This is a genomic window from Citrobacter sp. MGH 55 (assembly GCF_016906145.1).
GTDB lineage: Bacteria > Pseudomonadota > Gammaproteobacteria > Enterobacterales > Enterobacteriaceae > Citrobacter_A > Citrobacter_A amalonaticus.
The window spans coordinates 4,477,678-4,499,819 of record NZ_CP070239.1 but is presented as its reverse complement, the minus strand read 5'-3'; the positions used below and the strand labels follow the sequence as shown (position 1 = coordinate 4,499,819).

Genomic DNA, 22,142 nt, shown 5'->3' with positions numbered 1-22,142 from the left:
AAAAAATCAAATGCCCGGTACGCTTAGCGCCCCCGGGCAACATCTGAAGGCAAAGCCATTATTATTTAGGTTCAGTACCGAACCATTTTTTGTAGATTTCGTTATAAGTACCGTTGTCACGCAGCGTTTTCAGCGCGCCATTCACTTTCTCGCGCAGTTCGTCGCTGCCTTTCGGGAATGCGATACCGTACTGCTGCGCTTCCAGTGATTCACCCACCGCTTTGAACTGGCCGTTACCTGCGGTTTTGATGAAATACAGGATGTTCGGCGTATCGTGCAGAACCGCGTCTGCGCGGTTGGTACCCAGTTCCATGTAGGCGTTATCGATGTTCGGGAACTGACGCAAATCTTTCGTTTTGATGTTGGCTTTGGCGTAATCAACGGAGCCAGTACCGCTCTTCACCGCGACCACTTTACCGTCCAGATCTTTTACGCTTTTTACGTCGTTGTTGTTGGTTTTCACCATCACTAACAGACCGCTTTTGTAGTAACCGTCAGAGAAATCGATCGCTTTTTTGCGCTCGTCAGTAATGGTGATGCCCGCCAGCGCCAGGTCAACGTTTTTGGTTTGCAGCGCCGGGATAATGCCGCTGAAATCCATCGGTTTCAGTTCATAATCCAGCTTCAGTTCTTTTGCTACGGCGGCCCACAGGTCCACATCAAAGCCAACGTATTTGTCACCCTGTTTGAATTCAAACGGCACGAACGCGGTGTCAGTTGCGACAACCAGTTTCTTATCCGCGGCATGAGAGGACACCGCAAAAGCCAGAGCAAGTGCTGCCAGTGAAACTTTTAATACAGACTTCATAGCATTTCCTTTTTTATCCACGGGGCGATCCCCTGCGAGAACGATAAATGTAATGAAAAAATCGTGCCAGTTTTGCAACCCCTTGTTTTAACAAGAGGGGACTACACGCTTGTGCACAGGTCTCGGAGCAAAACTCGCTTTTTGCACCATTCTGGGGCACTGATTTAGTGCAGCCTGGAGGGGGCGTGAACGGTCTGCCTATTTAGCGCAAAGATCGTTGATAAAACAATCTTTCGTTAACGATTGTGTGAGGTGATTATTACAAATATTTTACTTTACGACGGAGTGGTGACGATGTGGTGCACCATAAAAGTGCAAAACCCCCGCCGTGGCGAGGGTAGTAGAGGGAATACTTATGAGGCGATTATTCGATGTTGGATTCGATGAACCACAGGAATTTGTCGAGATCGCGGGATGCGGCGGTAAAGATATCGGCGGTATCTTCGTCTTTCGCTTCGCTGATGGCTTTACGCACATCGTTAGCGACGACAGCATAACGGTCTGCCAGTTCTTTCAGATGATCCTGAACGGTATGGATATCCAGCGGATAGCTTTTCAACGGCGTTTTGCTGTTAATAACCTGCGTAGTCCCCAACGCCACACCGCCCAGCTGTACGGCACGCTCTGCCATGGTATCGAGATGGTCGGTTAATGCCGTACGGAAGCCATCCAGCATCTCATGGACGGCAATAAAATTAGCGCCACGCATATTCCAGTGGGCCTGCTTGGTGATCAGTGACAGGTCGATAAACTGGATCACCTGACGATTCAGCAACTCAACCGTTGCTTTCTTATCGCTGTCAGAGACATCGTTGCGGGTATAAAGCAGATTGGACGCTTTTGTTTTTACCAATTTAGCGGTACTCATAATTTCATATCCTCTTGATGTTATGTCCCAGTAATTTACGAGATTCAGTATAGCACCGGTTATGATTCCTGCTTTTCTGGCTCTGCCTATCGCTTTAATAGTATTTAACACCATTGGTATTTAATTGCATTACTATTCATGTAGTTGCGCAAGGGTTAGACCGGCGGTAACAATATTCTGATGCCGACATGAGAAGGCGGATAAATAGTCGGTACGGGGCAGATAGACGGTGGGGAAATATCAGGAAAATACAGGGAAAACAGCGGGAAGATATTCTGCATGGTTATGCAACCATGCAGAAATGTAAAATTAATTTACATCAACCTCTTTTATTTTGCTTTCCCGTCGAATGGTCAACGTCGAGCCCATCGAGGCGGCAATGATCGCGCCAAGCGCCAGCAACTGGACAAACGTGAGCATTTCGCCCAGAAACAGGATACCTGCCAGTGCGGCCAGTGCGGGTTCCATACTCATCAGCGTACCAAAGGTGCGCGTAGGCAGACGGGTTAAGGCAATCATCTCCAGCGAGTAGGGGAGCGCTGTCGACAGTACCGCAACCGCCAGACCCAGCGGAATGACAGACCAGTGCCAGAGCGCTTCCCCGGCCTGCACAGCCCCAAGTGGGACGAAAACCAGAGCCGCAATCAGCGAACCTATCGCGACGGTGGCCGGGCCGTGCTCAGCGCCGGCGCGTTGTCCGCTGAGAATATAGATAGCCCAGCAGGCGCCTGCGCCCAGTGCCATGGTGGCGCCGAACAGGTCGACATGCGAAACGTCCTGACCCAGCGGAAGCAGGAACCAGAGTCCGAGAACCGCCAGTACCACCCAGATAAAATCAACGGGGCGTCGCGAAGAGAACAGGGCGACCGCCAGCGGCCCGGTAAACTCCAGCGCGACAGCGATCCCCAGCGGGACCGTCTGAATTGACAGATAGAAGAGGTAGTTCATTCCCCCCAGCGACAGACCGTAAAAAAGCAGCGGCAGACGCTGCTCTTTGGCAAACCGCAGACGCCATGGCTTGAAGAAGACAATAAGAATCAGCGTGCCTAACGCCAGACGGAGGGCGGTGACACCGGGCGCGCCAACCAGCGGAAACAATGATTTTGCCAGTGATGCGCCGCTCTGGATTGAGGCCATGGCAATAAGCAGTACTAAAACAGGCAGCCAAACTGGCGTTTTACGTAACGACCCTGGCATCCGTTCTCCCGACATAACTGTAGATACACGCCATCCAGCAACTTGCCTGATTTGTGTATAGAAAAGTAAAAGAGGCAGTGTAATGGAAATAACCATCTACGGTTGAGTCTTCGTTGAAAAAAAATTTCTGGAAAGCCGTAAAATGGCGGCAAATTGATGGATTAATGCGCTGGCAGATTAGGAATAATCTGGATGAATGTCCTTTATTATGCGCGTAATAATGGGGAAAATATCTGGAAAAGTGATGTTAATTGAAAGAGATAGCGGTTGATGGAAACGTTCTGTTACATGAAATTGCCCGTTAGACATCACTAATCGCAAAGAGTTTCTCATCAATTTTTGATATATTTAACACTTAGGATTTATTTGAAGCACATTTGAGGTGGTTATGAAAAAAATTGCATGTCTTTCAGCACTGGCCGCTGTTCTGGCTATCTCCGCAGGTTCCGCTGTCGCTGCAACGTCTACCGTTACCGGTGGTTATGCTCAGAGCGATGCTCAGGGCGCGGCGAACAAAATGAACGGTTTCAACCTGAAGTATCGCTATGAGCAGGACAACAACCCGCTGGGCGTAATCGGTTCCTTCACTTACACCGAAAAAGATCGTACTAACGGTGCAGGCGATTACAACAAAACTCAGTACTACGGCATCACTGCTGGTCCGGCTTATCGTCTGAACGACTGGGCAAGCATCTACGGTGTTGTGGGTGTGGGCTACGGTAAATTCCAGGACACCAACTACCCGACGCATAAAGATGACACCAGCGATTATGGTTTCTCTTATGGCGCAGGTGTGCAGTTCAACCCGATCGAAAATGTTGCTCTGGACTTCTCTTACGAGCAGAGCCGTATTCGTAGCGTTGACGTTGGCACCTGGATCGCAGGCGTCGGTTACCGCTTCTAATCACGTCCGTGATATAAAAAATCCGCCTCAAGGGGCGGATTTTTTTTAGCTGTGTTTCAAGATGTTAGCGAGATTTGGTGCTAAAGATATCGGTTCCCAGGTGGTTATAATCCACCTTCTGCAATTTGAAATTGGTGATATACACCGGCCCGGCTTTCTGTTCAGAGATAAACCGGTACTTCAGCTTAATCTCTTTTGCACTGATCCCTGTCCACTGTGAGAAAAAGCCAAGGAAGTCGTTGGCGGAGCGCCGCGCTTTGATGACTTTATGCGCTTTGTCATCGCTGGAGAGCACCATAAACGGGACCTGAAAGTTTTGCTGGAACTGGTCGTCATGCGCCAGGTACTGTACTTCCTTCCCGCGCTCTTTAAAGGCGAGACCGTGATCGGAGAAATACGCCAGCGAGAAACTGTCGCCGCTGTTGCGGAGCTGATCGTACAGTTTTCGCAGCAGGTCGTCGGTCTGAGTCATGGTATAGAGATAGCAGGAGGTTTCTTTCGACTGGACGAACGTGTCGTACTTGCCTTTTGTCCGATCGCAGGCCTGTGGATGAGACCCCATCAGATGCAGGACAATCAGCTGCGGCTGGGTGCGTTCCGTTTCCAGCACCTGTGCGGTCATTTTTAACAGCGCCTCGTCCTGGGTGTTTTTGTCCGCCTCGAAGTCACCGTTTTTAAGAAAATGCACTTCATCAGCCCGCTTTGCGATACTGGCGATAGCGGTATCGTATTCGCCGATTTGTCCCTGATTCGAGAACCACCACGTCTGGAAACCGGCGCGGTTTGCCAGCGTGACAAAGTTGTCCTGATACTGCGGCTTATCATCAACGACCCGGTTGAGGGTCAGCCCGAGCGATTTTTGCGTTGACCCGCTGGCCGCGACGTAATCGGCAAACAGGTAGCCGTTAACGCTGCTGGCAAACGGAGTGTTATCCCAGTGACCGCCAAACGCCCCCAGCGCATCACGACGAGCGCTTTCACCGATCACCACCACATAGGTGTGATATTTCGGCTTCACAGCGGTGACAGTCCAGGTGTCTTTCATGCTGGCTAACTTCGCCATGCGCTCCTGCTCGTCAATGACTTCATTGTTATTGACGATGACGTCTTTGGCGAAACGGAACACCGGATAGCCGGTATCCTTTAATTTAAACACACCGCCCCAGGCCAGGTTCTGTACGGGGGTGACAAAAAAAGCCACGACGCTGAACAGCAGGCACAGGCTGTCATATTTATTCCAGCGTTTCTTCTCTTCGTCAGGTTTGCGACGCACGGCGATCACGCCAAGGGCAAAGATAAACACCCCCATCAGGTAATTATACCAGGGGAAAATCGTCAGGATTTCCGTGGACTCTTCCATATTGGTCGAGTGTAGTGCCAGCAGCGTATTAAAGTTTGGCGATCCGTAGGCCTGGCCGAAAGGAAAGTAACAGGCGGCGACCAGCGAACACACGCCGATCAGCACCTTCTGCGCTTTCGGCGCGCTCCGCCAGAGCAACTGCAATATGCAGGTGAAGGCAAGGGTATACAGCAGACTAAACGGATAGCCCAGCGCCAGGTTGATCAGCAGCGACTGCAAAACATAAAAGCCAGTCCACGGGCTTAGGGCCCGGCTGCGAGCAAGAAGTGATTCTTTGACGGTTAAATTCATATGCCACTATCGTAAAAACGCCATGTGCTTACCCTGGCGCCAAGGGTCATTACCTGCTGAGAGTGCGTGAAGAGGGAAAGAGGTCCGCATCTGCGAGCCGCAAGTTAGGCAGGGCTGCAAGAAGATAGAGCGTGTGAATGTGAAGGTCAACGGGCAGACAGAAATTGTTTTGCGAAGGGGTTAGCAAATCCGACAAAAAGAAGGGCTATTTTGACATAAGCAGAAGTGTAACGGCCATAGATGACAGCCAGATGACGCGGCGTACCGCGACGCCGCGTTATTTATCCGAGGGCTTATCCTGCTCAGGTTTGCTGTTGATCATATCGCACAGCATTGAGAGCAGCATTAACCGGACTTTAAAGGGAGAATGACTGAACACGCGCATACACCTCTTGAACTCGTTCATATTGACCTCCTGACGTTCTGGTCCCTCGATCCGTGAGAGATGACTGCATTACATACAGATATAGCACAGGCTATATTATATAGCTATTGCTAAAACGTTAATTTTTTGTGCCAGGGCAACTCTGGTTTACAATGGACGCTCTCCAATTAGATGCTGTTAACGCGTCACAGGAATGAGGAAGCAGAATGAGTCGTCGCGCAGGTATGCCAACAACAAAAAAAGTGACGCAGTTAGTGAACGTTGAAGAACACGTTGAAGGGTTTCGTCAGGTGAGAGAGGCGCATCGCCGCGAACTGATCGACGACTACGTTGAGTTGATTTCTGACCTGATTATTGAGGTCGGGGAGGCGCGTCAGGTGGATATGGCGGCCCGGCTCGGGGTGTCCCAACCCACGGTGGCGAAGATGCTCAAACGCCTGGCCTCGGTGGGATTGATCGAAATGATCCCCTGGCGCGGCGTTTTCTTAACCCCGGAAGGGGAGAAGCTGGCGCAGGAAAGCCGTGAGCGCCATCAGATCGTGGAGAACTTCCTGCTGGTGCTGGGGGTGAGCGCTGAGATTGCTCGTCGCGATGCCGAGGGGATGGAGCATCATGTCAGTCAGGAGACGCTGGACGCATTTCGGCTGTTTACCGAACAACACGGAACTTCCGTTGAATGAACCTGCCTATATTGCGGGCGTTGAAACGCGACCGTTTTTTTCAGCTATTGATTGTCGTTGGCGTGGCGTTGAGTCTGTGGGTGCCGTTCACGCCACGGACGTGGCCTGGCGCTATTGACTGGCACACCATTATCATCCTGAGCGGCCTGATGTTGCTGACGAAAGGCGTTGAGCTTAGCGGCTATTTCGATGTGCTGGGACGTAAAATGACCCGCCGCTTTGCGACTGAACGCCGTCTGGCGATGTTCATGGTGCTGGCAGCGGCGCTGCTTTCCACTTTTCTGACCAACGACGTCGCGCTTTTTATCGTTGTGCCGCTGACCATTACGCTGAAGAAACTGTGTGCGATACCGGTCAACCGGCTGATTATTTTTGAAGCGCTGGCCGTGAATGCTGGCTCGCTGTTAACGCCCATCGGCAACCCACAAAACATTTTGCTGTGGGGGCGTTCTGGTCTCTCATTTTTTGCCTTTATCAGCCAGATGGCGCCGCTTGCCGTTGCGATGATGGTGACGCTGCTGGTCGTGTGCTGGTTCTGCTTCCCTAATAAGCCGCTGTCGTACCACACCGGCACGCATGCGCCGCAATGGCAGCCGCGACTGGTATGGGGGTGTCTGGGGCTGTACATCGTCTTTCTGACGGCGCTGGAGTTCAAACAAGAGCTGGTAGGGCTGGCGATTGTCGCGCTGGGGTTTCTGTTACTGGCGCGGCGTGTGGTGTTGAGTATTGACTGGACGCTGTTGCTGGTGTTTATGGCGATGTTTATTGATGTTCATCTACTGACGCAACTGCCGGCGTTGCAGGGAACGTTAAGTCACGTCGGCTCGCTGTCTGAACCCGGCCTGTGGCTGACGGCAATTGGCCTGTCGCAGTTTATCAGCAATGTTCCCGGCACCATCTTACTGCTGAATTACGTGCCTCCGACCGTGCTGCTGGCATGGGCGGTCAACATCGGTGGATTTGGTTTGTTGCCGGGATCGCTGGCGAATTTGATTGCGCTACGGATGGCAAACGACCGACGCATCTGGTGGCGCTTTCATCTCTATTCACTGCCGATGCTGGTGTGGGCGGCGTTGGTGGGGTATGGGCTGTTACTGCTGAGATAATCCCAAATAAAATCAACAAAAAAGGGCGGAAAAATTATCCGCCCTTTTTATTGTCCAGATTCGTATCAGTTCAGACGAACCGGCATCCCTGAACGGTTCTGAATCGCTTGTTCCACAATACTCTGGTCAACATCGGCCTGATTGGTGATGTTCTGAATGCTCTTCGACAGGGTAATCGGTACGATTTCGCCGCCTTCAAACTGCGCTTCAGTGGTCGACAGTGGGTTGTGAACTTCGATGTAACGGCTGCCATCTGGCTCAGTGGTCGCTTTTACCGGCTCATCAATAAACTGTACGCGCGTGCCGACAGGCACATTCTGGAACAGGAATTTGATGTCTTCGTTACGCAGACGCACGCAGCCGTGGCTCACGCGCAGGCCGATACCGAAGTTGGCGTTAGTACCGTGAATGGCGTACAGACGCCCAATGTACAGCGCGTACAGACCCATCGGGTTATCCGGACCTGCCGGAACAACGGCAGGCAGCGGTTCACCTGCGGCACGATATTCAGCGTGCATTTTCGCGGTTGGCGTCCAGGTCGGACCGGCTTTCTTACGTTCTACTTTGGTGGTCCAGTTGATAGGCGTGTCTTTACCTAACTGACCGATACCGATAGGCAGGACGATCACCGTATTGGTGCCCTTCGGGTAGTAGTACAGACGCATTTCCGCGCTGTTAATCACGATGCCTTCGTGCACGGTGTCCGGCAGAATCAACTGCTGCGGAATATTCAACACGGTGCCGCCTTTTGGCAGGAAGGTATCCACGCCCGGGTTGGCTTCCAGCATGTTGGAAAGTCCCATCTGGTATTCAGCAGCAAAATATTCCAGCGGCTGCGTGTTACCTTCCGGGATGGTGATAACCTGATTCTGACCAATGACGCGACTACCATCCGTTGGCAGGGGATAAGTGACAGCGGATGCGGTATTGCAAAAGCCGACGACCGCGAGTGCTGCCGCGAAAAACGTTGTTAATTTCATATTCATGTTATGCGAGATTCATTGCCTGGCAGGCTGTTGGGTTGAGAATTCTGTAGTGTTGGGAGCGCATTATATGTGCATTCCTGTTAACAGGGAATTCAGATGTGTACGAAATCACATTTTTTTCCTGTTACCCCAGTGTAGTCGTTTGCGACGAGGCGCGATCTTATTTCAGACTTGTGGCATAATACGCGGTTTGTCACATATTCTTTAGGATACGTCCGTGTTAGTTTCCAGCAACGTCACCATGCAGTTCGGCAGTAAGCCGCTGTTCGAAAACATTTCCGTCAAATTTGGCGGCGGCAACCGTTACGGCCTGATTGGCGCCAACGGTAGCGGTAAATCCACCTTTATGAAAATTCTCGGCGGCGACCTTGAGCCGACGCTGGGTAACGTTTCTCTCGATCCGAACGAGCGTATCGGTAAGCTGCGCCAGGATCAGTTTGCTTTTGAAGAGTTCACGGTGCTCGATACGGTGATCATGGGCCACGGGGAACTGTGGGAAGTGAAGCAGGAGCGCGATCGTATCTACGCCTTGCCGGAGATGAGCGAAGAAGATGGCTACAAGGTGGCCGATCTGGAAGTGAAATACGGCGAAATGGACGGTTACTCGGCTGAAGCGCGCGCCGGTGAACTGCTGCTTGGCGTTGGTATTCCGGTAGAGCAACACTACGGTCCGATGAGCGAAGTCGCTCCCGGCTGGAAGCTGCGTGTACTGCTGGCCCAGGCGCTGTTTTCCAATCCGGATATTCTGCTGCTCGACGAACCGACCAACAACCTGGACATCGATACCATTCGCTGGCTGGAGCAGGTGCTGAACGAACGTGACAGCACCATGATCATCATTTCGCACGACCGTCACTTCCTGAACATGGTGTGCACGCACATGGCGGATCTCGACTACGGCGAACTGCGAATTTATCCGGGGAACTACGACGAATATATGACCGCCGCGACGCAGGCGCGCGAACGTCTGCTGGCGGATAACGCCAAGAAAAAAGCGCAGATTGCCGACCTGCAATCCTTCGTCAGCCGTTTTAGTGCCAACGCCTCTAAATCTCGTCAGGCGACGTCTCGTGCCCGTCAGATTGATAAAATCAAACTCGATGAAGTGAAGGCATCCAGCCGTCAGAACCCGTTTATCCGCTTTGAGCAGGACAAGAAACTGTTCCGTAACGCGCTGGAAGTGGAAGCGATCAGCAAAGGTTTTGATAACGGTCCGCTGTTTAAAGGCGTGAACCTGCTGCTGGAAGTCGGTGAAAAGCTGGCGGTACTGGGGACCAACGGCGTGGGTAAATCGACGCTGCTGAAAACGCTGGTGGGCGATCTGGACGCCGACAGCGGTACCGTGAAATGGTCGGAGAACGCGCGCATTGGTTATTACGCGCAGGATCACGAATATGAATTCGAAAACGATCTGACGGTCTTCGACTGGATGAGTCAGTGGAAGCAGGAAGGCGATGACGAACAGGCGGTGCGCAGCATCCTCGGTCGTCTGCTGTTCAGCCAGGACGATATCAAAAAGCCAGCTAAGGTGCTGTCGGGTGGTGAAAAGGGTCGCATGCTGTTCGGTAAATTGATGATGCAGAAACCAAACATTCTGGTCATGGATGAACCGACTAACCACCTCGATATGGAATCCATCGAATCGCTGAACATGGCGCTGGAGATGTATCAGGGTACCCTGATCTTCGTTTCTCACGACCGTGAATTTGTGAGCTCGCTGGCGACCCGCGTGCTGGAAATCACCCCAGAGCGCGTGGTGGACTTCAGCGGCAACTACGAAGACTACCTGCGCAGTAAAGGGATCGACAACTAATTTCCCGTCGTCTTTCACGCTGCAGATGCGTTGGCTTCACCTGTTCACCCCGGTCACTTACTTATGTAAGCTCCCGGGGATTCACAGGTTTGCCGCCTTCCTGCAGCGCGAAATACTTAGGGAAAGGAGGCGTGCTCCTGTTCCCTCTCCCCGTGGGAGAGGGTTAGGGTATCAGCCCGCACTACAACACCCACTCACTCCCTTCAACGCCATTTACCAACAGCGAGCGTCTTTCGCCTGTCGGTAACGATACCTTCAGGGATTTCCACGCCGGACGATAATCCCCGCGGGCGTTCACCTTCAGGTTAATGGTTGCGCCGTCGCATTGCATTTCCCACTCCACCCACAGCGCATTGCCGTTCTGGTAGCCCCAGCTTTCGCCATCGTCTTCAAACAGCATTCCGGTGGTCGTGCCGACGCCCTTCACCGGGAACAGCTTCAGCTCGCGGGTGTTGTCTTTTTCAGCGGACACATGGGTAATGCGCTCGCTAAACGGCAGACCCGCCCCGGCGCGTACCAGCAGCGGCAGTTTTTCCAGCGGCGCATCACGGGTGATCCACTGACCGCCAGAGAACCACTCGTGAGTGTAAAAATCGTACCAGCCGGTTTCGTTATCCGGCAGCCAGACGCGGCGCTCACGCTGACCCGCTTCTACCACGCTTGCCACCAGTATGTCGCGGCCCAACAGGAAATCATCGCATTCTTCAAAGGTCTGCGCGTCATGCTCATGGTCGAGGAACGTCGGACGTAGCATCGGTTCGTCATCGGCATGCGCCTGCCAGAGCAGGGTGTAGAGATAGGGCAGCAGCCGATAACGCAGCGCTATCGCGCTGCGAATGGCTGGCGTCACGCCCGGATACATCCATGGCTCGTTCACCGTATGGTCGTCATTCCACGAGTGAATGGTAAAGCGTGGATGCATCACCCCATTCTGTACCCATCTTACGAACAGTTCGGCGTCGGGTTTATCGCCAGAGAATCCGCCGACATCGTGACCGACGTTGAACAGCCCGGAAAGACTCATTCCCAGCCCCATGCGGGTGTTATAACGCAGCGTGTCCCAACTGGTGCGGTTATCGCCGCTCCAGGTCTGAACGTAACGTTGCATACCGGCGCAACCCGAGCGGGAAATCAGATACGGTCGCTTATCCGGGGCAAAACGCTGTTGCGCTTCCAGCGAGGCGCGCATCATCAGTAACGGCATCACCGGGCGAATGTGTTTGATGGCAATTTCCTTGCCAAAGCCGTAACAGCGCGCTTCGCCGTCCCACACTTCGAACTCGTTGTTATCGTTCCAGGTGGAGTCGATGCCCATCTCCAGCAGTTGCGTCGTCACACCGTTCTGCCACCACTGAATGGTCTGCGGGTTGGTAAAGTCGAGGTGCGATCCTTCGTCATCCCAGAAACTGGAACGTTCCGGTGAATCGGTTTCTGAATCACGAATAAACAGGCCGCTTTCCGCGACGTCGTTATAGCGAGGGTGATCCTGCAACAGACAGGGCTTGATGTTGGCAGCAAGCTTCAGCCCGGCATCGTGGAATGCCTGACTCATCACTTTAGGTTGCGGCACTTTGTCGTAGTTCCAGTTAAAGACATAGCGCTTACCGTTAATTGAGGTATATCCCGACGAGAGCTGGAACGAGTCGCACGGAATCGCGTGTTCTTCACACAGTCGGATAAAGTTCATGAGCTGGTTTTGCGCGTCCGGCGCGTCGGTATAGTGCATCGTGGAACCGCTGTAGCCCAGACTCCACTTCGGCCCAAACAGCGTTTTCCCGGTCAGGCGCACAAAGGCTTTGGTGACGTCCAGTACCCGTTTGCCGGTAAACAGGTAGTAATCAATATCGCCTGCTTCCGCCTGCCAGCGGCGATAAGCGGTGTGATAATTATCGATCTCGTTCCCCAAATCCAGCCAGCAACTGCTCAGGTTGTCGTAAAACAGGCCGTAGCTCACGTCGTCGCGGCGGGTGAGAGTGAACGGGATGTGTTTGTACAGCGGGTCGGTGCTCACGGCGTTGTAACCCATCGCATCCAGATTACGCATTTCATAGCGCTTACCGTTACGCTGTAGATCGCCGGCTTTTTCACCCAGGCCGTAGAAACGTTCGTCTTTACGGCGGCTCAGGTAATGTGCGACACCATCGCCGTGGGCGTTGATCAGATAGGCGCTGGTGGCGCGATCGTTGACCAGCGACTGCCAGGCGCCGGCATCGTTACGATATTCCCACTCCAGCCACAGTGGTTGATGGACGGTGACGCGCAGTTGGTGGGTCGACACCGTCACGCTATCGTCCTGCTGTGAAAGCGTCCAGTCCGGGCAACTGAAACCGCTGATGTCGTCGCGGTGCCGACCTTCCCACGGTACGTCTTTTTCAGGCGCGATGCTCCAGGTTCGGTCCAGCGCCAGTTCACCTTTGCGTTTGATCAGCACACGGAAGAGATTTTCTTCCAGTACGTAAAGACACAGACGGTGCTGTTTATCCACCACCAGTTCAAGGTGAGTGGCCGATTGTTTATCAAGGGTCCAGTTTTTCAGGGTTTTCATATGCAATACATCCACGATCAGGCGCGCTTGGCGCGACGTTCAGCAATAAATGCCACCAGGAAAACAGCGCCAATCAGGTCAAAGAAACCCATGGCAATGAAGAGGGGGTTAAAGCCGATTTTGTCAGCCGTAACACCAATCAAAAGAGAGAACAGGAAGCTGGCGATCCACGCCGCCGAACCGCGCATACCGTTAACGGTGGCCATCTGGCCTTTATCAAACGACTCGACAACGAGCGCACTCAGCATGCAGGAGATGATCTGATGTCCGAAGCCGCCAATAGAGATCAGGACAATGGTGATATACGGGTCGCGGGTAATGGCCACAATGGCCAGAGAGATCATCAGGAACGCGCCCGTCACGGAGCTGGCTACGACCGAGTTAACGCGGGAGCAGCCGAACCAGCGGGTATACAGACGCGTCAGGTAGCCACTCGCTACGCTGCCGAGATCGGCGGCCAGGAACGGTAGCCAGGCAAACATCGCGATCTGCTTCAGATCCATACCGTGTTCTTTGGCGAGATACAGCGGCACCCAGAAGCTCAGTACGGCCCAGGCCGGCTCCGCCATAAAAGCCGGGATGGCGATACCATAGAATCGTTTGTTTTTTGAGACGGTTTTTAACGCTGTCAGGAAAGGCAGCTTGACGGCTGGTGGTTCGTTATCCTGCTTAATAAAGTCCAGTTCATCTTTACTCAGATTCGGATGCTGTTCCGGGTTGTGATAGAACGCCCACCACAGGACGACCCACACCAGCGCCAGCACACCGGTAAACATAAACGCACCCTGCCAGCCAAACGAGGCGTGCGCGAAGTAGATGATAGGCGGCGCGAGCATCGCGCCAATGGAAAAGCCGACACCAGCCCAGCCGGCAGCGACGGGACGCTCTGATTTCGGAAACCATTCGCCAATTGTTTTCGCGTTGGCTGGGGTTGCGGCCGCTTCTGAGGCACCCATAAAAAAGCGCAGGATCGCAAGATGCAACCAGCTTCCGGCACCGGCATGAAAAATACACATGAGCGCCCAGATACCAGCGCAAACCATGAAGCCAATTTTCAAACCAATCACGTCGATCAGCCATCCGCATAACGGCTGGAAAATGGTGTAGGCAATCTGAAATGCGCCGACAATCCACGAATATTGCTCGGTAGTGATGCCCAGGTTCTCTTTCAGTTCCGGTGCCAGAATGCCTAATGAATTTCGGGTGATGTAGTTAACGGTGACGCCGAGTAAAAAAAGTACCAGCACATACCAGCGCAGATTTTTTATGACGCGACGGGGCTTGCTTGTCGCAACCGTATTGTTGATGTCCTGACTCATTTTCTGTCTCCACAAGACGGACGGTAGGGGGATGAATGTTTAAAATGTCATACGGTTATCGCTTTAGTTTTTATTGCGTTAAGCGATGAAGTTGCTATACAACTAGTATGGAAGCTGTATGACAAATTCACCTTAAGGGAGAAAATGGGCGACCAATAGCAGAATTTGTGCAAGCTTTCTCATCAATGCACGCAGTCATCTGTCAATATTCATTTGAAGCCAGTCAGAGCTTCAATTTCAGGTCGTGAAAATTTTTTCATGAGGCAAGTGGAGCAAGATCACAAAATGGATAAAAGGTTAAAAATCAAGGAAATTGCCGCCCGAACGCAGCTCTCGATCAGCACCGTTTCGCGTGTGCTGGCGGGTAAGTCCAACACCAGCGACAACGCCCGGCGTCTCGTGCTGGAATGCGCACGTGAACTGGGTGTGATGGAGGGGATGGCGGCAGGACGTCTGCTACTCAATAGCCTGATGATCTTTGCGCCACAGCGGGCATTTGATGAGCGGTCCGACATCTTTTATTACCGTGTGATCCAGAGTGTGAATAAAGGACTGGCTTCGCACGAAGTCCGGTTGCGCTACTGCGCTCTTGAGGAACATGACAGTGATGCGCAATTGTTTCTGGCGCGAATGAACGAACCGGATACGCATGCCGCTATTTTGCTGGGGATCGACGATCCGCATATTCATGATTTAGCCGTTGATGTCGGAAAACCGTGCCTGTTGATTAACTGTCGCGATCGGCTCATGCGTCTTCCCGTGGTGGCACCCGATCATCGGGCGATTGGTGAACGAGCGGCGGGCTATCTGTTTGAAATGGGGCATCGTGAGGTGATGAACGTTCTCTGCCTGCGCCGATACACAATGGAGCTGCGCTTAGCAGGGATCCGCGATGCGTGGCGGTCACATAACATGAAGTTCACTGACGACCGCGATCTGCTGGTCGCCACAAATTTTAGCGCCAGAGAGACAGAACAACTGGTCAGTGAATGGATTCGCGAGAGAAAAGGGCAAGATTTACCCACCGCCTTTTTAGTCGGGGGAGATTTTATGGCGGCAGGGGTCATCAGCGCGCTGCAAAAACGGGGATTACGTGTCCCTCAGGATATCTCGGTGATGAGTATCGATGGTTTTAATCTGGCGTCGATTCAGGATGTCCCCTTAACAGCAGTTCATGTTCCCCGGGATGAGTTGGGGACAGAAGCGGTGTATATGCTCCAGCAACGTCTGGTGCGCCCGGAGGCGCCAGTCAGTTCGTTGTTACTCAATGGTACGCTTGCGGTACGGGAGTCGGTCCGGCGGATACGTCAGGGGAAACGACGCACCGCCGTTGAACAGGAAGGTCTGTATGACCGTTAACTCATCCCCAGCGCGCGCTTGCCGTGGATATTCAAATCCGCCAGCGTGAAGCGGCCTTCCCAGTCTGTTTCGTAATCCTCTCGCGGGAAATCGCCCGGTGACGCGCCTTTCTCCAGCGCGGCCTTCACGCTGTGCGCATAGGCCAGATTTTTCTCGCACAGCGGGGCGGCGGGAATATACATCACATTGCCCCAGCCCTGCTGATTGTCGACCGGCGCCACGGAGTGAATCACATCGCAATGCCACCAGACGGAATCGCCTGCTTCCAGTGGCGGAATACTGGTAAGCGCCTCAATCAACAAAGGATGCCATTGTTCGGATATCGGCAGTACCCGCCCTGGCGCCACGCCACACAGTTCATCTTCCGGAACATCATCGAGCAAAGGACGTAAAAGCACATAGGCCATGGCTTCCGGAATGGGGACGACATGCAGTAAACCCTGACCGGGCAACATATCCGACAGTGCGGTCCAGCCCTGGAAGGTGCGAAATACTGAACATTTGGTGGTGTTGTCCACCGTATACTCTTCCACTTCCGTACGATGGGCGGCCTGCCACGGATCGTATTCCGCCAGCTTGCCGTTAAACACATTCGCGAAGACGCGCTGATAGGCCGGCAGCAGCCAGCGTTCCAGCGCGCCGGAATCGGTGTGCGCGCCCAGCCCTTTTGACGTGGTTCCCGGTGGACGGCGACGGATCCTGTCTGGGTAGATCACGCTGACATCCGGGTTAAACCACTGCTTGCCCTCGCTTTCAAAGGTCCACAGACGGTTGAGGAACGACTGCACGTTAGCCATCTCCTCACTCTGTCTGGCCTGCATTTGCGCCTGCGACCAGTAGATCGGATAAATCTCCGGACGCGAAGCGGTGAGGGTGCCAAAGAAGTTATCGCCGGGGCCTTTGTACACCTCGTCAAAACGGTTTCTGTCCAGATAGTCCAGCATCGACTGATCCCAGGCCAGCGCCTGCTCACGTGGGAAGTGACCTTTGATGACCGCACAGCCGCGACGTTTGATCTGTTCGCGCTGCTGCGCCGTGACGGTGCCAGCGTTGATATCGGCATACGATAGCTCAGGCCACACCGGGGCGCCCTGTGCGTTAAGTGCGTTGATTTCCGCCACGCGGGTGGCAATGGTATCGCTAATCTGGCTGAAGATCTGTTGGACGTCGCCGAGCTGCGCCCGCAGTTCCTGCTTCATCTGACGGATCGCCGCTTTATGGTCGACCGGTAATGTGTCGCTTGTGAAGGAAAAAGCCATAACCACCTCGCATAACTTTCATTCGAAACTTATTTATCTTACAGGTGATAATATAAGTTATAAAAAAGTTAATGCAAGTTTAAAATGTTGAGGTGGCAAACAGGGGGGAAGAAAATAAAACCGGAACAGGGTGTTCCGGTTATTGCCGTCACACGTTGAAAGGGGCGGTGTTATCCAGCACGGCCTGAATCACGTTCAGCGCGCCGTCATGGTTATTGTCATCCGTCTTAAAGCGGGCGATTGCTTTGATACTGTCGGTGGCATTCGCCATCGCGAAAGCGTAGTGCGCCATTTTCAGCATTTCTGCATCATTGCCGCTGTCGCCAATCGCCACGACTTCTTTTGGTGAAAGGTTCCACCGTTTCAGCAATCGGCTGATACCATTCGCTTTGTGCAGCCCCGGAATGATCAGATCGATAAAGCCGAAACCGCTGGTCACGGGTTTCATAATACCGTCCAGCGCCGTGTGCAGGTGGTCGATAACCAACGGGATCTGCTGGTCTGGCAGATTCAGCGAGAACTTAAACAGCACGTCGTCGATGTCATGGTAGTCCTTCACCGGCTTCAGGCGGTGGTAGTGCTTCGACATCAGTGCGACAAAGGGTTCCGGCGCGTTTTCACTGACGTACGCGCTTTGCAGACCGCAGGCCACAAAGTTGAGCTGTTTATCTTTCAGCAATTCGCCCATCACAACCTGAGATTCGTGACGCGTGAGTTCGCCGTGAAAAAGCTGTTTGCCATGCTCAAACACCAGCGCGCCGTTTTCGGCAACGAAAGAGATCTCGTCTTTGAGTTCGGGGAAGAAAGAGATGAGCTGGTAATACTGATTGCCGCTGGCGACGACGAATTCAATGTTGCGTTTTTTTAGCTCATGGTACTGCGCCATAAATCGTGTGTGATCGTACTTTTTGGCGTCATTGAGAAAAGTTCCGTCCATATCGGTGACGATAACTTTAACGGTCATATAAAGCTCCTGGCTCAAAACTGCGACCAGAAACATTTTAATAACAATGTGACCTAAAGCACAAATTTATTTCGAATGAAAGCGGTGAAGAGGGACGAATAGGCCGGATAAGACGCTTTGTGTCGCCATCCGGCCTACGGGGAGAATTACAGCATATGTTCGGTACGGGCGATGATATCGTCCTGCGCGTCCGGTGAAAGCGCAGTGAAGAACGCGGAATAACCGGCGACACGGACCACCAGATCACGGTACTGATCAGGATGTTTTTTCGCCTCCAGCAAGGTTTCGCGCGACACGATGTTGTACTGAATGTGCCAACCTTTGTGCTCTTCAAAGAAGGTGCGCAGCAGGATCATCAGTTTCTGCTTGTCGGATTCATTTTCCAGCGTTGCCGGGTTCAGCTTCTGGTTTAACAGTACGCCGCCCAGAATCGAACCGGTAGGCAGTTTACCGACCGAGCCAATCACCGCCGTTGGACCAAGATGGTCAGTACCGGACGCCGGGCTTGCCCCTTCGGCCAGCGGAGTATGGGCTTTACGCCCATCTGGTGTGGCCATGGTCGCTGCGCCGAACGGTACGTTTGCCGAGATAGACGAGGTGCCCGCGTAATAATTGCCGCCGATCGGACCACGTCCATAGCGTGGGTTATGGTACTGCTTCAGTTCATCAATATAGGTCTGGTAAGCGCGAGCCAGCAGGGTGTCGACCGTGTCATCATCGTTGCCATACTTCGGCGCGCCGTTGATTAAACGCTGACGCAACTGCTCATGAGTCAGGCCGTCAAAATCATCCGCCAGCGCGGCCGCAAGCTGTTGCTGACCGATGGCCCCCTGTTCAAAGACCAGTTTTTTCACCGCAGCCAGGCTGTTGCCGAGGTTGGCGATACCCACCTGCAAGCCGGATACCCAGTCATACTTCGCCCCACCTTGTTTAATGCTCTTCGCCCGTTCGATGCAGTCATCCACCAGTGCCGAGCAGAGAATATCGTGCACGTTCTCTTCAAGCATGGTGTCGACCACATACTCAATCTCAATCGATTTACGCGTGTAGTAGCGGATTTGCGCATCCCATGCGGCCATCACCTCATCGAAATTGTTGAAGTTACCGGCGGAAAGCGCTTTTTCCTGCGGCAGGAAGACTTTCCCGCTGGTGGCGTCACGACCGCCTTCCAGCGCAGCGAGCATCACGCGGGCAAAGTTGATAAAGCTCATGCCGGTGCAGCGGTAGCCCCACTTGCCGCCGACCGCGGTTTCGATACAACCGATCGCTGCGTAATCGTAGGCGTCCTGCGGCTCAATTCCGAGTTTGATAAATTCCGGGATGACAATTTCATCGTTGTTAAATGCTGGCATCCCAAAGCCACAGCGGATCACCTGCACGCAGGCGTCGAGGAAGTCATTGCTCATCCCGGCGTGATAACGCACGCTGAGGTTAGGCTGAGTGGAGCGCAGACGACCGCACGATTCAAGGATCGCGTAAGAGAGCGGATTGACCGCATCCATCGGTTGACCGTTAACCAGGCTTTGTCCGCCAATGGTGACGTTCTGATAGAGGGGGCTGCCTGCAGAGGCTTTAGAGTGCGATCCGGAACGGATTTTGTTCACTTCCAGCAGCTTAAGCCAGCAGCTGTGCAGCAGTTCAATGGCGTGTTCGCGGTCCAGCGACTGGTTCAGCTCCACGTCACGGCGGTAGTACGGATAAAGATACTGGTCCATACGCCCGAACGACACCGAGTGACCATTGGACTCAATTTGCAGAATCAACTGGATGAAGTAGCACAGTTGCAGCGCCTGCCAGAAAGTTTGCGGCGGCTGGTGGGCGATCAGATCGCAGTTTTCTGCTATCGCCAGGAGTTCGTTACGACGGCTGATACGCGTCTCTTCACTCGCCATTTTACGTGCCAGTTCGGCGAAGCGGGCGATGTGGTCACTGACGGCAACCAGCACAATATCAATGGCTTTCAGAAACTGCTCGCCATGCAGATCCTCGAGAACAGTCAGGTTAATACGAGAACGGCGCTCTGCGACTTTTTCCCGCAGGCCGTCAATGCCTTTTTCCAGCAGCAGCGGGAAGTTCACCGCCAGGTGTGCGTCACCGGAGGTCATGTTGCCTTCAGCTTTGATAATACCGGTTTCCAGCAACCCTTTTTGCTCATCGGTAAACATGCCGTAGCAGCGGTCCTGAACGGTCTGACCGCGCCACCACGGGCACACGGCATGCAGGACGCGCTTGTTCTCTTCACTGACCGCAAAACCAGCCCCTGGTCTGTCCGCCAGGTCGTCGATTTCTTTTTCAATCCATGACACGGTGTATTCAGGGAAGATCGGCGCGGCGCGGACTTCGCTTGCCTGGTTACCGATGATCAGCTCGTCGTGTTTGATCCAGATGGTTCGTTGTGCCAGATGATGTGCCAGCGCCAGCGCGCGGCGTACCGGAATCGGCTTGTCCAGATGCTGCTGGTACATTTCAGTGTAATGCTGCGCGCGTTCGGTACAGACCGGTGGTTTGACGATATGCACCAGCGCGGTTTTGTGTGCTTTGATGCGGTCGCTGAGCGTATCCAGTTTCAGTTGGGTCATGGGTTTATCCTCGTAAAGTCGCGGTCAAACCTTTCGTGCAGGCGTACTGCTGCGCAAAGGCGAGCAGATCGGGTGCATCCAGCGGCTTATCCGGCGCGTGGTAGGGTTGGTTGAGCAAGTGGTATTTATTGATGCCCAGCGTGTGGTAGGGCAAAAAGTGGATCTCGCTGACGTGCAGTTCGTCGGCGGCAAAATCGGTAATCGCTTTAATGGCCTCTTCATCCGCGTTAAACCCCTGAACCAGCGGAACGCGGATGATGATTTTTTTCCCGGCAGCGGCGAGCTTTTTCAGGTTTTCCAGCACGCGTGATGCGCTGCCATCCGTCCATTGCTTAAACGGCGCGTCGGCAACGTGTTTCAAATCTGCAAGGAACAGATCGATCCAGGGCAATGAAGGTTCAATGTATTTCCACGGCACATGCAGACAGGTTTCAACTGCGGTATGAACACCCGCTTCGTGGCTGGCTTTAAACAGCGACGCGGCCAGCTCTGGCTGCATAAACGGTTCGCCGCCCGAAAGCGTAATACCGCCGCCGCTGCGGTCATAAAAAGGTTTATCGCGCAGAACGGTGGTCATTATTTCATCCACGCTTTTGACTTCACCGCAGACGGTCAATGCCTGAGTGGGGCAACAATCGGTCAGGCGGGTAAGATGCGCGTCAGTGAGTTTTTCGCGATGGATAAGGAGGCCATTCAGCGCGCGTTCGATGACGCCCGGCGCCGCCTTTACGCAAAGCTCGCAGCCTTCGAGGCACAAACGTGCATCAAACAGCAGATCCTGCGTGCGCGCCCGGCTTTCCGGATTCTGACACCAGCGACAGCCTAGAGAGCATCCTTTAAGGAACACCACGGTGCGGATACCGGGGCCATCGTGTGTAGAATAGCGCTGAATATTGAAAATCATAAACGGCCTCATTTGTTTCGTATAAAGATTAAATAACTTTCGAATGAAAGTTATGTTGACGTGCGTCAACTAACAGAAAGGTTTTGCCGTGGTATCTTTCATTTATGCTAACGAGTCGTTGAGGAATGATTATGGAACTCTATCTGGATACGTCCGATGTTGACGCGGTGAAAACGCTGGCGCGAGTTTTCCCGCTGGCGGGCGTGACCACCAACCCCAGTATTGTGGCGGCGGGGAAAAAACCGTTGGATGTCTTATTGCCACAATTGCATGAAGTGATGGGAGGACAGGGGCGTCTGTTCGCTCAGGTGATGGCGACTACGGCACAAGGGATGGTGAGCGATGCGCGCAAACTGCGTGGGATCATTGCTGATATCGTGGTGAAAGTGCCGGTCACAGCGGAAGGTCTGGCGGCGATCAAACTGCTGAAAGAGGAAGGCATCCCGACGCTGGGAACGGCGGTGTACGGGGCGGCGCAGGGGCTGCTGTCGGCGCTGGCGGGGGCGGAGTATGTTGCGCCTTACGTGAACCGCGTAGACGCGCAGGGCGGCGATGGCATTCAGACCGTCAACGATTTGCAGAATTTACTGACGATGCATGCGCCGCATGCCAAAGTGCTGGCCGCCAGTTTCAAAACACCGCGTCAGGCGCTGGATTGTCTGCTGGCGGGTTGTGAATCCATCACCTTACCGCTGGACGTTGCCCAGCAGCTGATTCGCTCTCCGGCTGTTGATGCGGCGGTGGCGAAGTTTGAACACGACTGGCAGAGTGCCTTTGGGCGCACGTCGCTGTAAGTTGCAGGCCGGATAAGGCAA

The 22,142-nt window shown here is 53.5% G+C and carries 19 protein-coding genes; 7 read left to right on the top strand and 12 right to left on the bottom strand.

All coding sequences use genetic code 11. The features are described 5' to 3' along the window. Positions 1-61: 61 nt before the first annotated feature. The 3 genes from glnH to rhtA all read right to left on the bottom strand — a co-directional run bounded on the left by glnH (position 62) and on the right by rhtA (position 2,873). Positions 62-808: a glutamine ABC transporter substrate-binding protein GlnH gene (gene glnH / locus JTI98_RS18665; protein ID WP_043001273.1), complete on the bottom strand. Its 747-nt coding sequence runs from the start codon at positions 806-808 to the stop codon at positions 62-64. A gap of 364 nt (positions 809-1,172) precedes the next feature. Further along, complete coding sequence (gene dps / locus JTI98_RS18660; RefSeq protein WP_042320427.1) at positions 1,173-1,676, bottom strand: DNA starvation/stationary phase protection protein Dps; 504 nt, start codon at positions 1,674-1,676, stop codon at positions 1,173-1,175. Between the two features lie 309 nt (positions 1,677-1,985). Next, positions 1,986-2,873: a threonine/homoserine exporter RhtA gene (gene rhtA / locus JTI98_RS18655; protein ID WP_216081650.1), complete on the bottom strand. Its 888-nt coding sequence runs from the start codon at positions 2,871-2,873 to the stop codon at positions 1,986-1,988. Between the two features lie 270 nt (positions 2,874-3,143). On the opposite strand from rhtA, the gene JTI98_RS18650 reads away from it, so the two are divergent. Together JTI98_RS18650 and ompX are read left to right on the top strand one after the other, a co-directional pair. After that, positions 3,144-3,188 carry a hypothetical protein gene (locus tag JTI98_RS18650; protein ID WP_125340082.1) on the top strand — a complete coding sequence of 15 codons (45 nt, stop codon included), beginning with the start codon at positions 3,144-3,146 and terminating at the stop codon, positions 3,186-3,188. 73 nt (positions 3,189-3,261) lie between these two features. Further along, complete coding sequence (gene ompX / locus JTI98_RS18645; RefSeq protein WP_043001271.1) at positions 3,262-3,777, top strand: outer membrane protein OmpX; 516 nt, start codon at positions 3,262-3,264, stop codon at positions 3,775-3,777. Between the two features lie 64 nt (positions 3,778-3,841). On the opposite strand, the gene JTI98_RS18640 is transcribed toward ompX, so the two are convergent. Next, positions 3,842-5,428 carry a phosphoethanolamine transferase gene (locus JTI98_RS18640; RefSeq protein ID WP_046401464.1) on the bottom strand — a complete coding sequence of 529 codons (1,587 nt, stop codon included), beginning with the start codon at positions 5,426-5,428 and terminating at the stop codon, positions 3,842-3,844. A gap of 277 nt (positions 5,429-5,705) precedes the next feature. Next, entirely contained in the window at positions 5,706-5,834 is a 129-nt protein-coding gene (mntS, locus tag JTI98_RS18635; RefSeq protein WP_043001269.1) for a manganase accumulation protein MntS, read from the bottom strand. A 185-nt stretch (positions 5,835-6,019) separates the two neighbouring features. Between mntS and mntR the strand changes: the two genes are divergently transcribed. After that, positions 6,020-6,493 carry a manganese-binding transcriptional regulator MntR gene (mntR, locus tag JTI98_RS18630; RefSeq protein ID WP_043001268.1) on the top strand — a complete coding sequence of 158 codons (474 nt, stop codon included), beginning with the start codon at positions 6,020-6,022 and terminating at the stop codon, positions 6,491-6,493. After that, on the top strand, positions 6,490-7,599 hold the full coding sequence (locus JTI98_RS18625) for an anion transporter (RefSeq protein WP_044327522.1): 1,110 nt from the start codon (positions 6,490-6,492) through the stop codon (positions 7,597-7,599). Before mntR ends, JTI98_RS18625 begins: the two co-directional genes overlap by 4 nt. A gap of 65 nt (positions 7,600-7,664) precedes the next feature. On the opposite strand, the gene ldtB is transcribed toward JTI98_RS18625, so the two are convergent. Further along, on the bottom strand, positions 7,665-8,585 hold the full coding sequence (ldtB, locus tag JTI98_RS18620) for a L,D-transpeptidase (RefSeq protein WP_046401463.1): 921 nt from the start codon (positions 8,583-8,585) through the stop codon (positions 7,665-7,667). Positions 8,586-8,802: 217 nt separating this feature from the next. Here ldtB and JTI98_RS18615 point away from each other — a divergent pair, with 217 nt between their 5' ends. Continuing rightward, positions 8,803-10,398, top strand: coding sequence for an ABC-F family ATPase (locus JTI98_RS18615; RefSeq protein ID WP_044256415.1), 1,596 nt, complete (start codon positions 8,803-8,805; stop codon positions 10,396-10,398). A gap of 181 nt (positions 10,399-10,579) precedes the next feature. On the opposite strand, the gene JTI98_RS18610 is transcribed toward JTI98_RS18615, so the two are convergent. Both JTI98_RS18610 and JTI98_RS18605 read right to left on the bottom strand, forming a co-directional pair. After that, positions 10,580-12,943: a TIM-barrel domain-containing protein gene (locus JTI98_RS18610; protein WP_216081649.1), complete on the bottom strand. Its 2,364-nt coding sequence runs from the start codon at positions 12,941-12,943 to the stop codon at positions 10,580-10,582. 17 nt (positions 12,944-12,960) lie between these two features. Then, a complete protein-coding gene (locus JTI98_RS18605) occupies positions 12,961-14,262 on the bottom strand; it encodes an MFS transporter (RefSeq protein WP_043001264.1) in 1,302 nt (433 codons plus the stop codon). Between the two features lie 285 nt (positions 14,263-14,547). Between JTI98_RS18605 and JTI98_RS18600 the strand changes: the two genes are divergently transcribed. Next, positions 14,548-15,621 carry a LacI family DNA-binding transcriptional regulator gene (locus tag JTI98_RS18600; RefSeq protein ID WP_216081648.1) on the top strand — a complete coding sequence of 358 codons (1,074 nt, stop codon included), beginning with the start codon at positions 14,548-14,550 and terminating at the stop codon, positions 15,619-15,621. On the opposite strand, the gene JTI98_RS18595 is transcribed toward JTI98_RS18600, so the two are convergent. The 4 genes from JTI98_RS18595 to JTI98_RS18580 all read right to left on the bottom strand — a co-directional run bounded on the left by JTI98_RS18595 (position 15,618) and on the right by JTI98_RS18580 (position 21,327). After that, positions 15,618-16,880 (bottom strand): DUF1479 domain-containing protein, encoded by a 1,263-nt coding sequence (locus JTI98_RS18595; protein WP_043001262.1) that lies wholly within the window; start codon positions 16,878-16,880, stop codon positions 15,618-15,620. The two genes, JTI98_RS18600 and JTI98_RS18595, sit on opposite strands and share 4 nt — an antisense overlap. Positions 16,881-17,028: 148 nt before the next feature. Further along, positions 17,029-17,844 carry a Cof-type HAD-IIB family hydrolase gene (locus tag JTI98_RS18590; protein ID WP_216081647.1) on the bottom strand — a complete coding sequence of 272 codons (816 nt, stop codon included), beginning with the start codon at positions 17,842-17,844 and terminating at the stop codon, positions 17,029-17,031. Between the two features lie 146 nt (positions 17,845-17,990). After that, the gene (locus tag JTI98_RS18585) at positions 17,991-20,423 is read right to left on the bottom strand and encodes a glycyl radical protein (protein ID WP_216081646.1); all 2,433 of its coding nucleotides are present in this window, start codon (positions 20,421-20,423) and stop codon (positions 17,991-17,993) included. A 4-nt stretch (positions 20,424-20,427) separates the two neighbouring features. After that, positions 20,428-21,327: a glycyl-radical enzyme activating protein gene (locus tag JTI98_RS18580; protein ID WP_216081645.1), complete on the bottom strand. Its 900-nt coding sequence runs from the start codon at positions 21,325-21,327 to the stop codon at positions 20,428-20,430. 131 nt (positions 21,328-21,458) lie between these two features. On the opposite strand from JTI98_RS18580, the gene fsa reads away from it, so the two are divergent. Beyond that, on the top strand, positions 21,459-22,121 hold the full coding sequence (gene fsa / locus JTI98_RS18575) for a fructose-6-phosphate aldolase (protein WP_216081644.1): 663 nt from the start codon (positions 21,459-21,461) through the stop codon (positions 22,119-22,121). Positions 22,122-22,142: the final 21 nt, after the last annotated feature.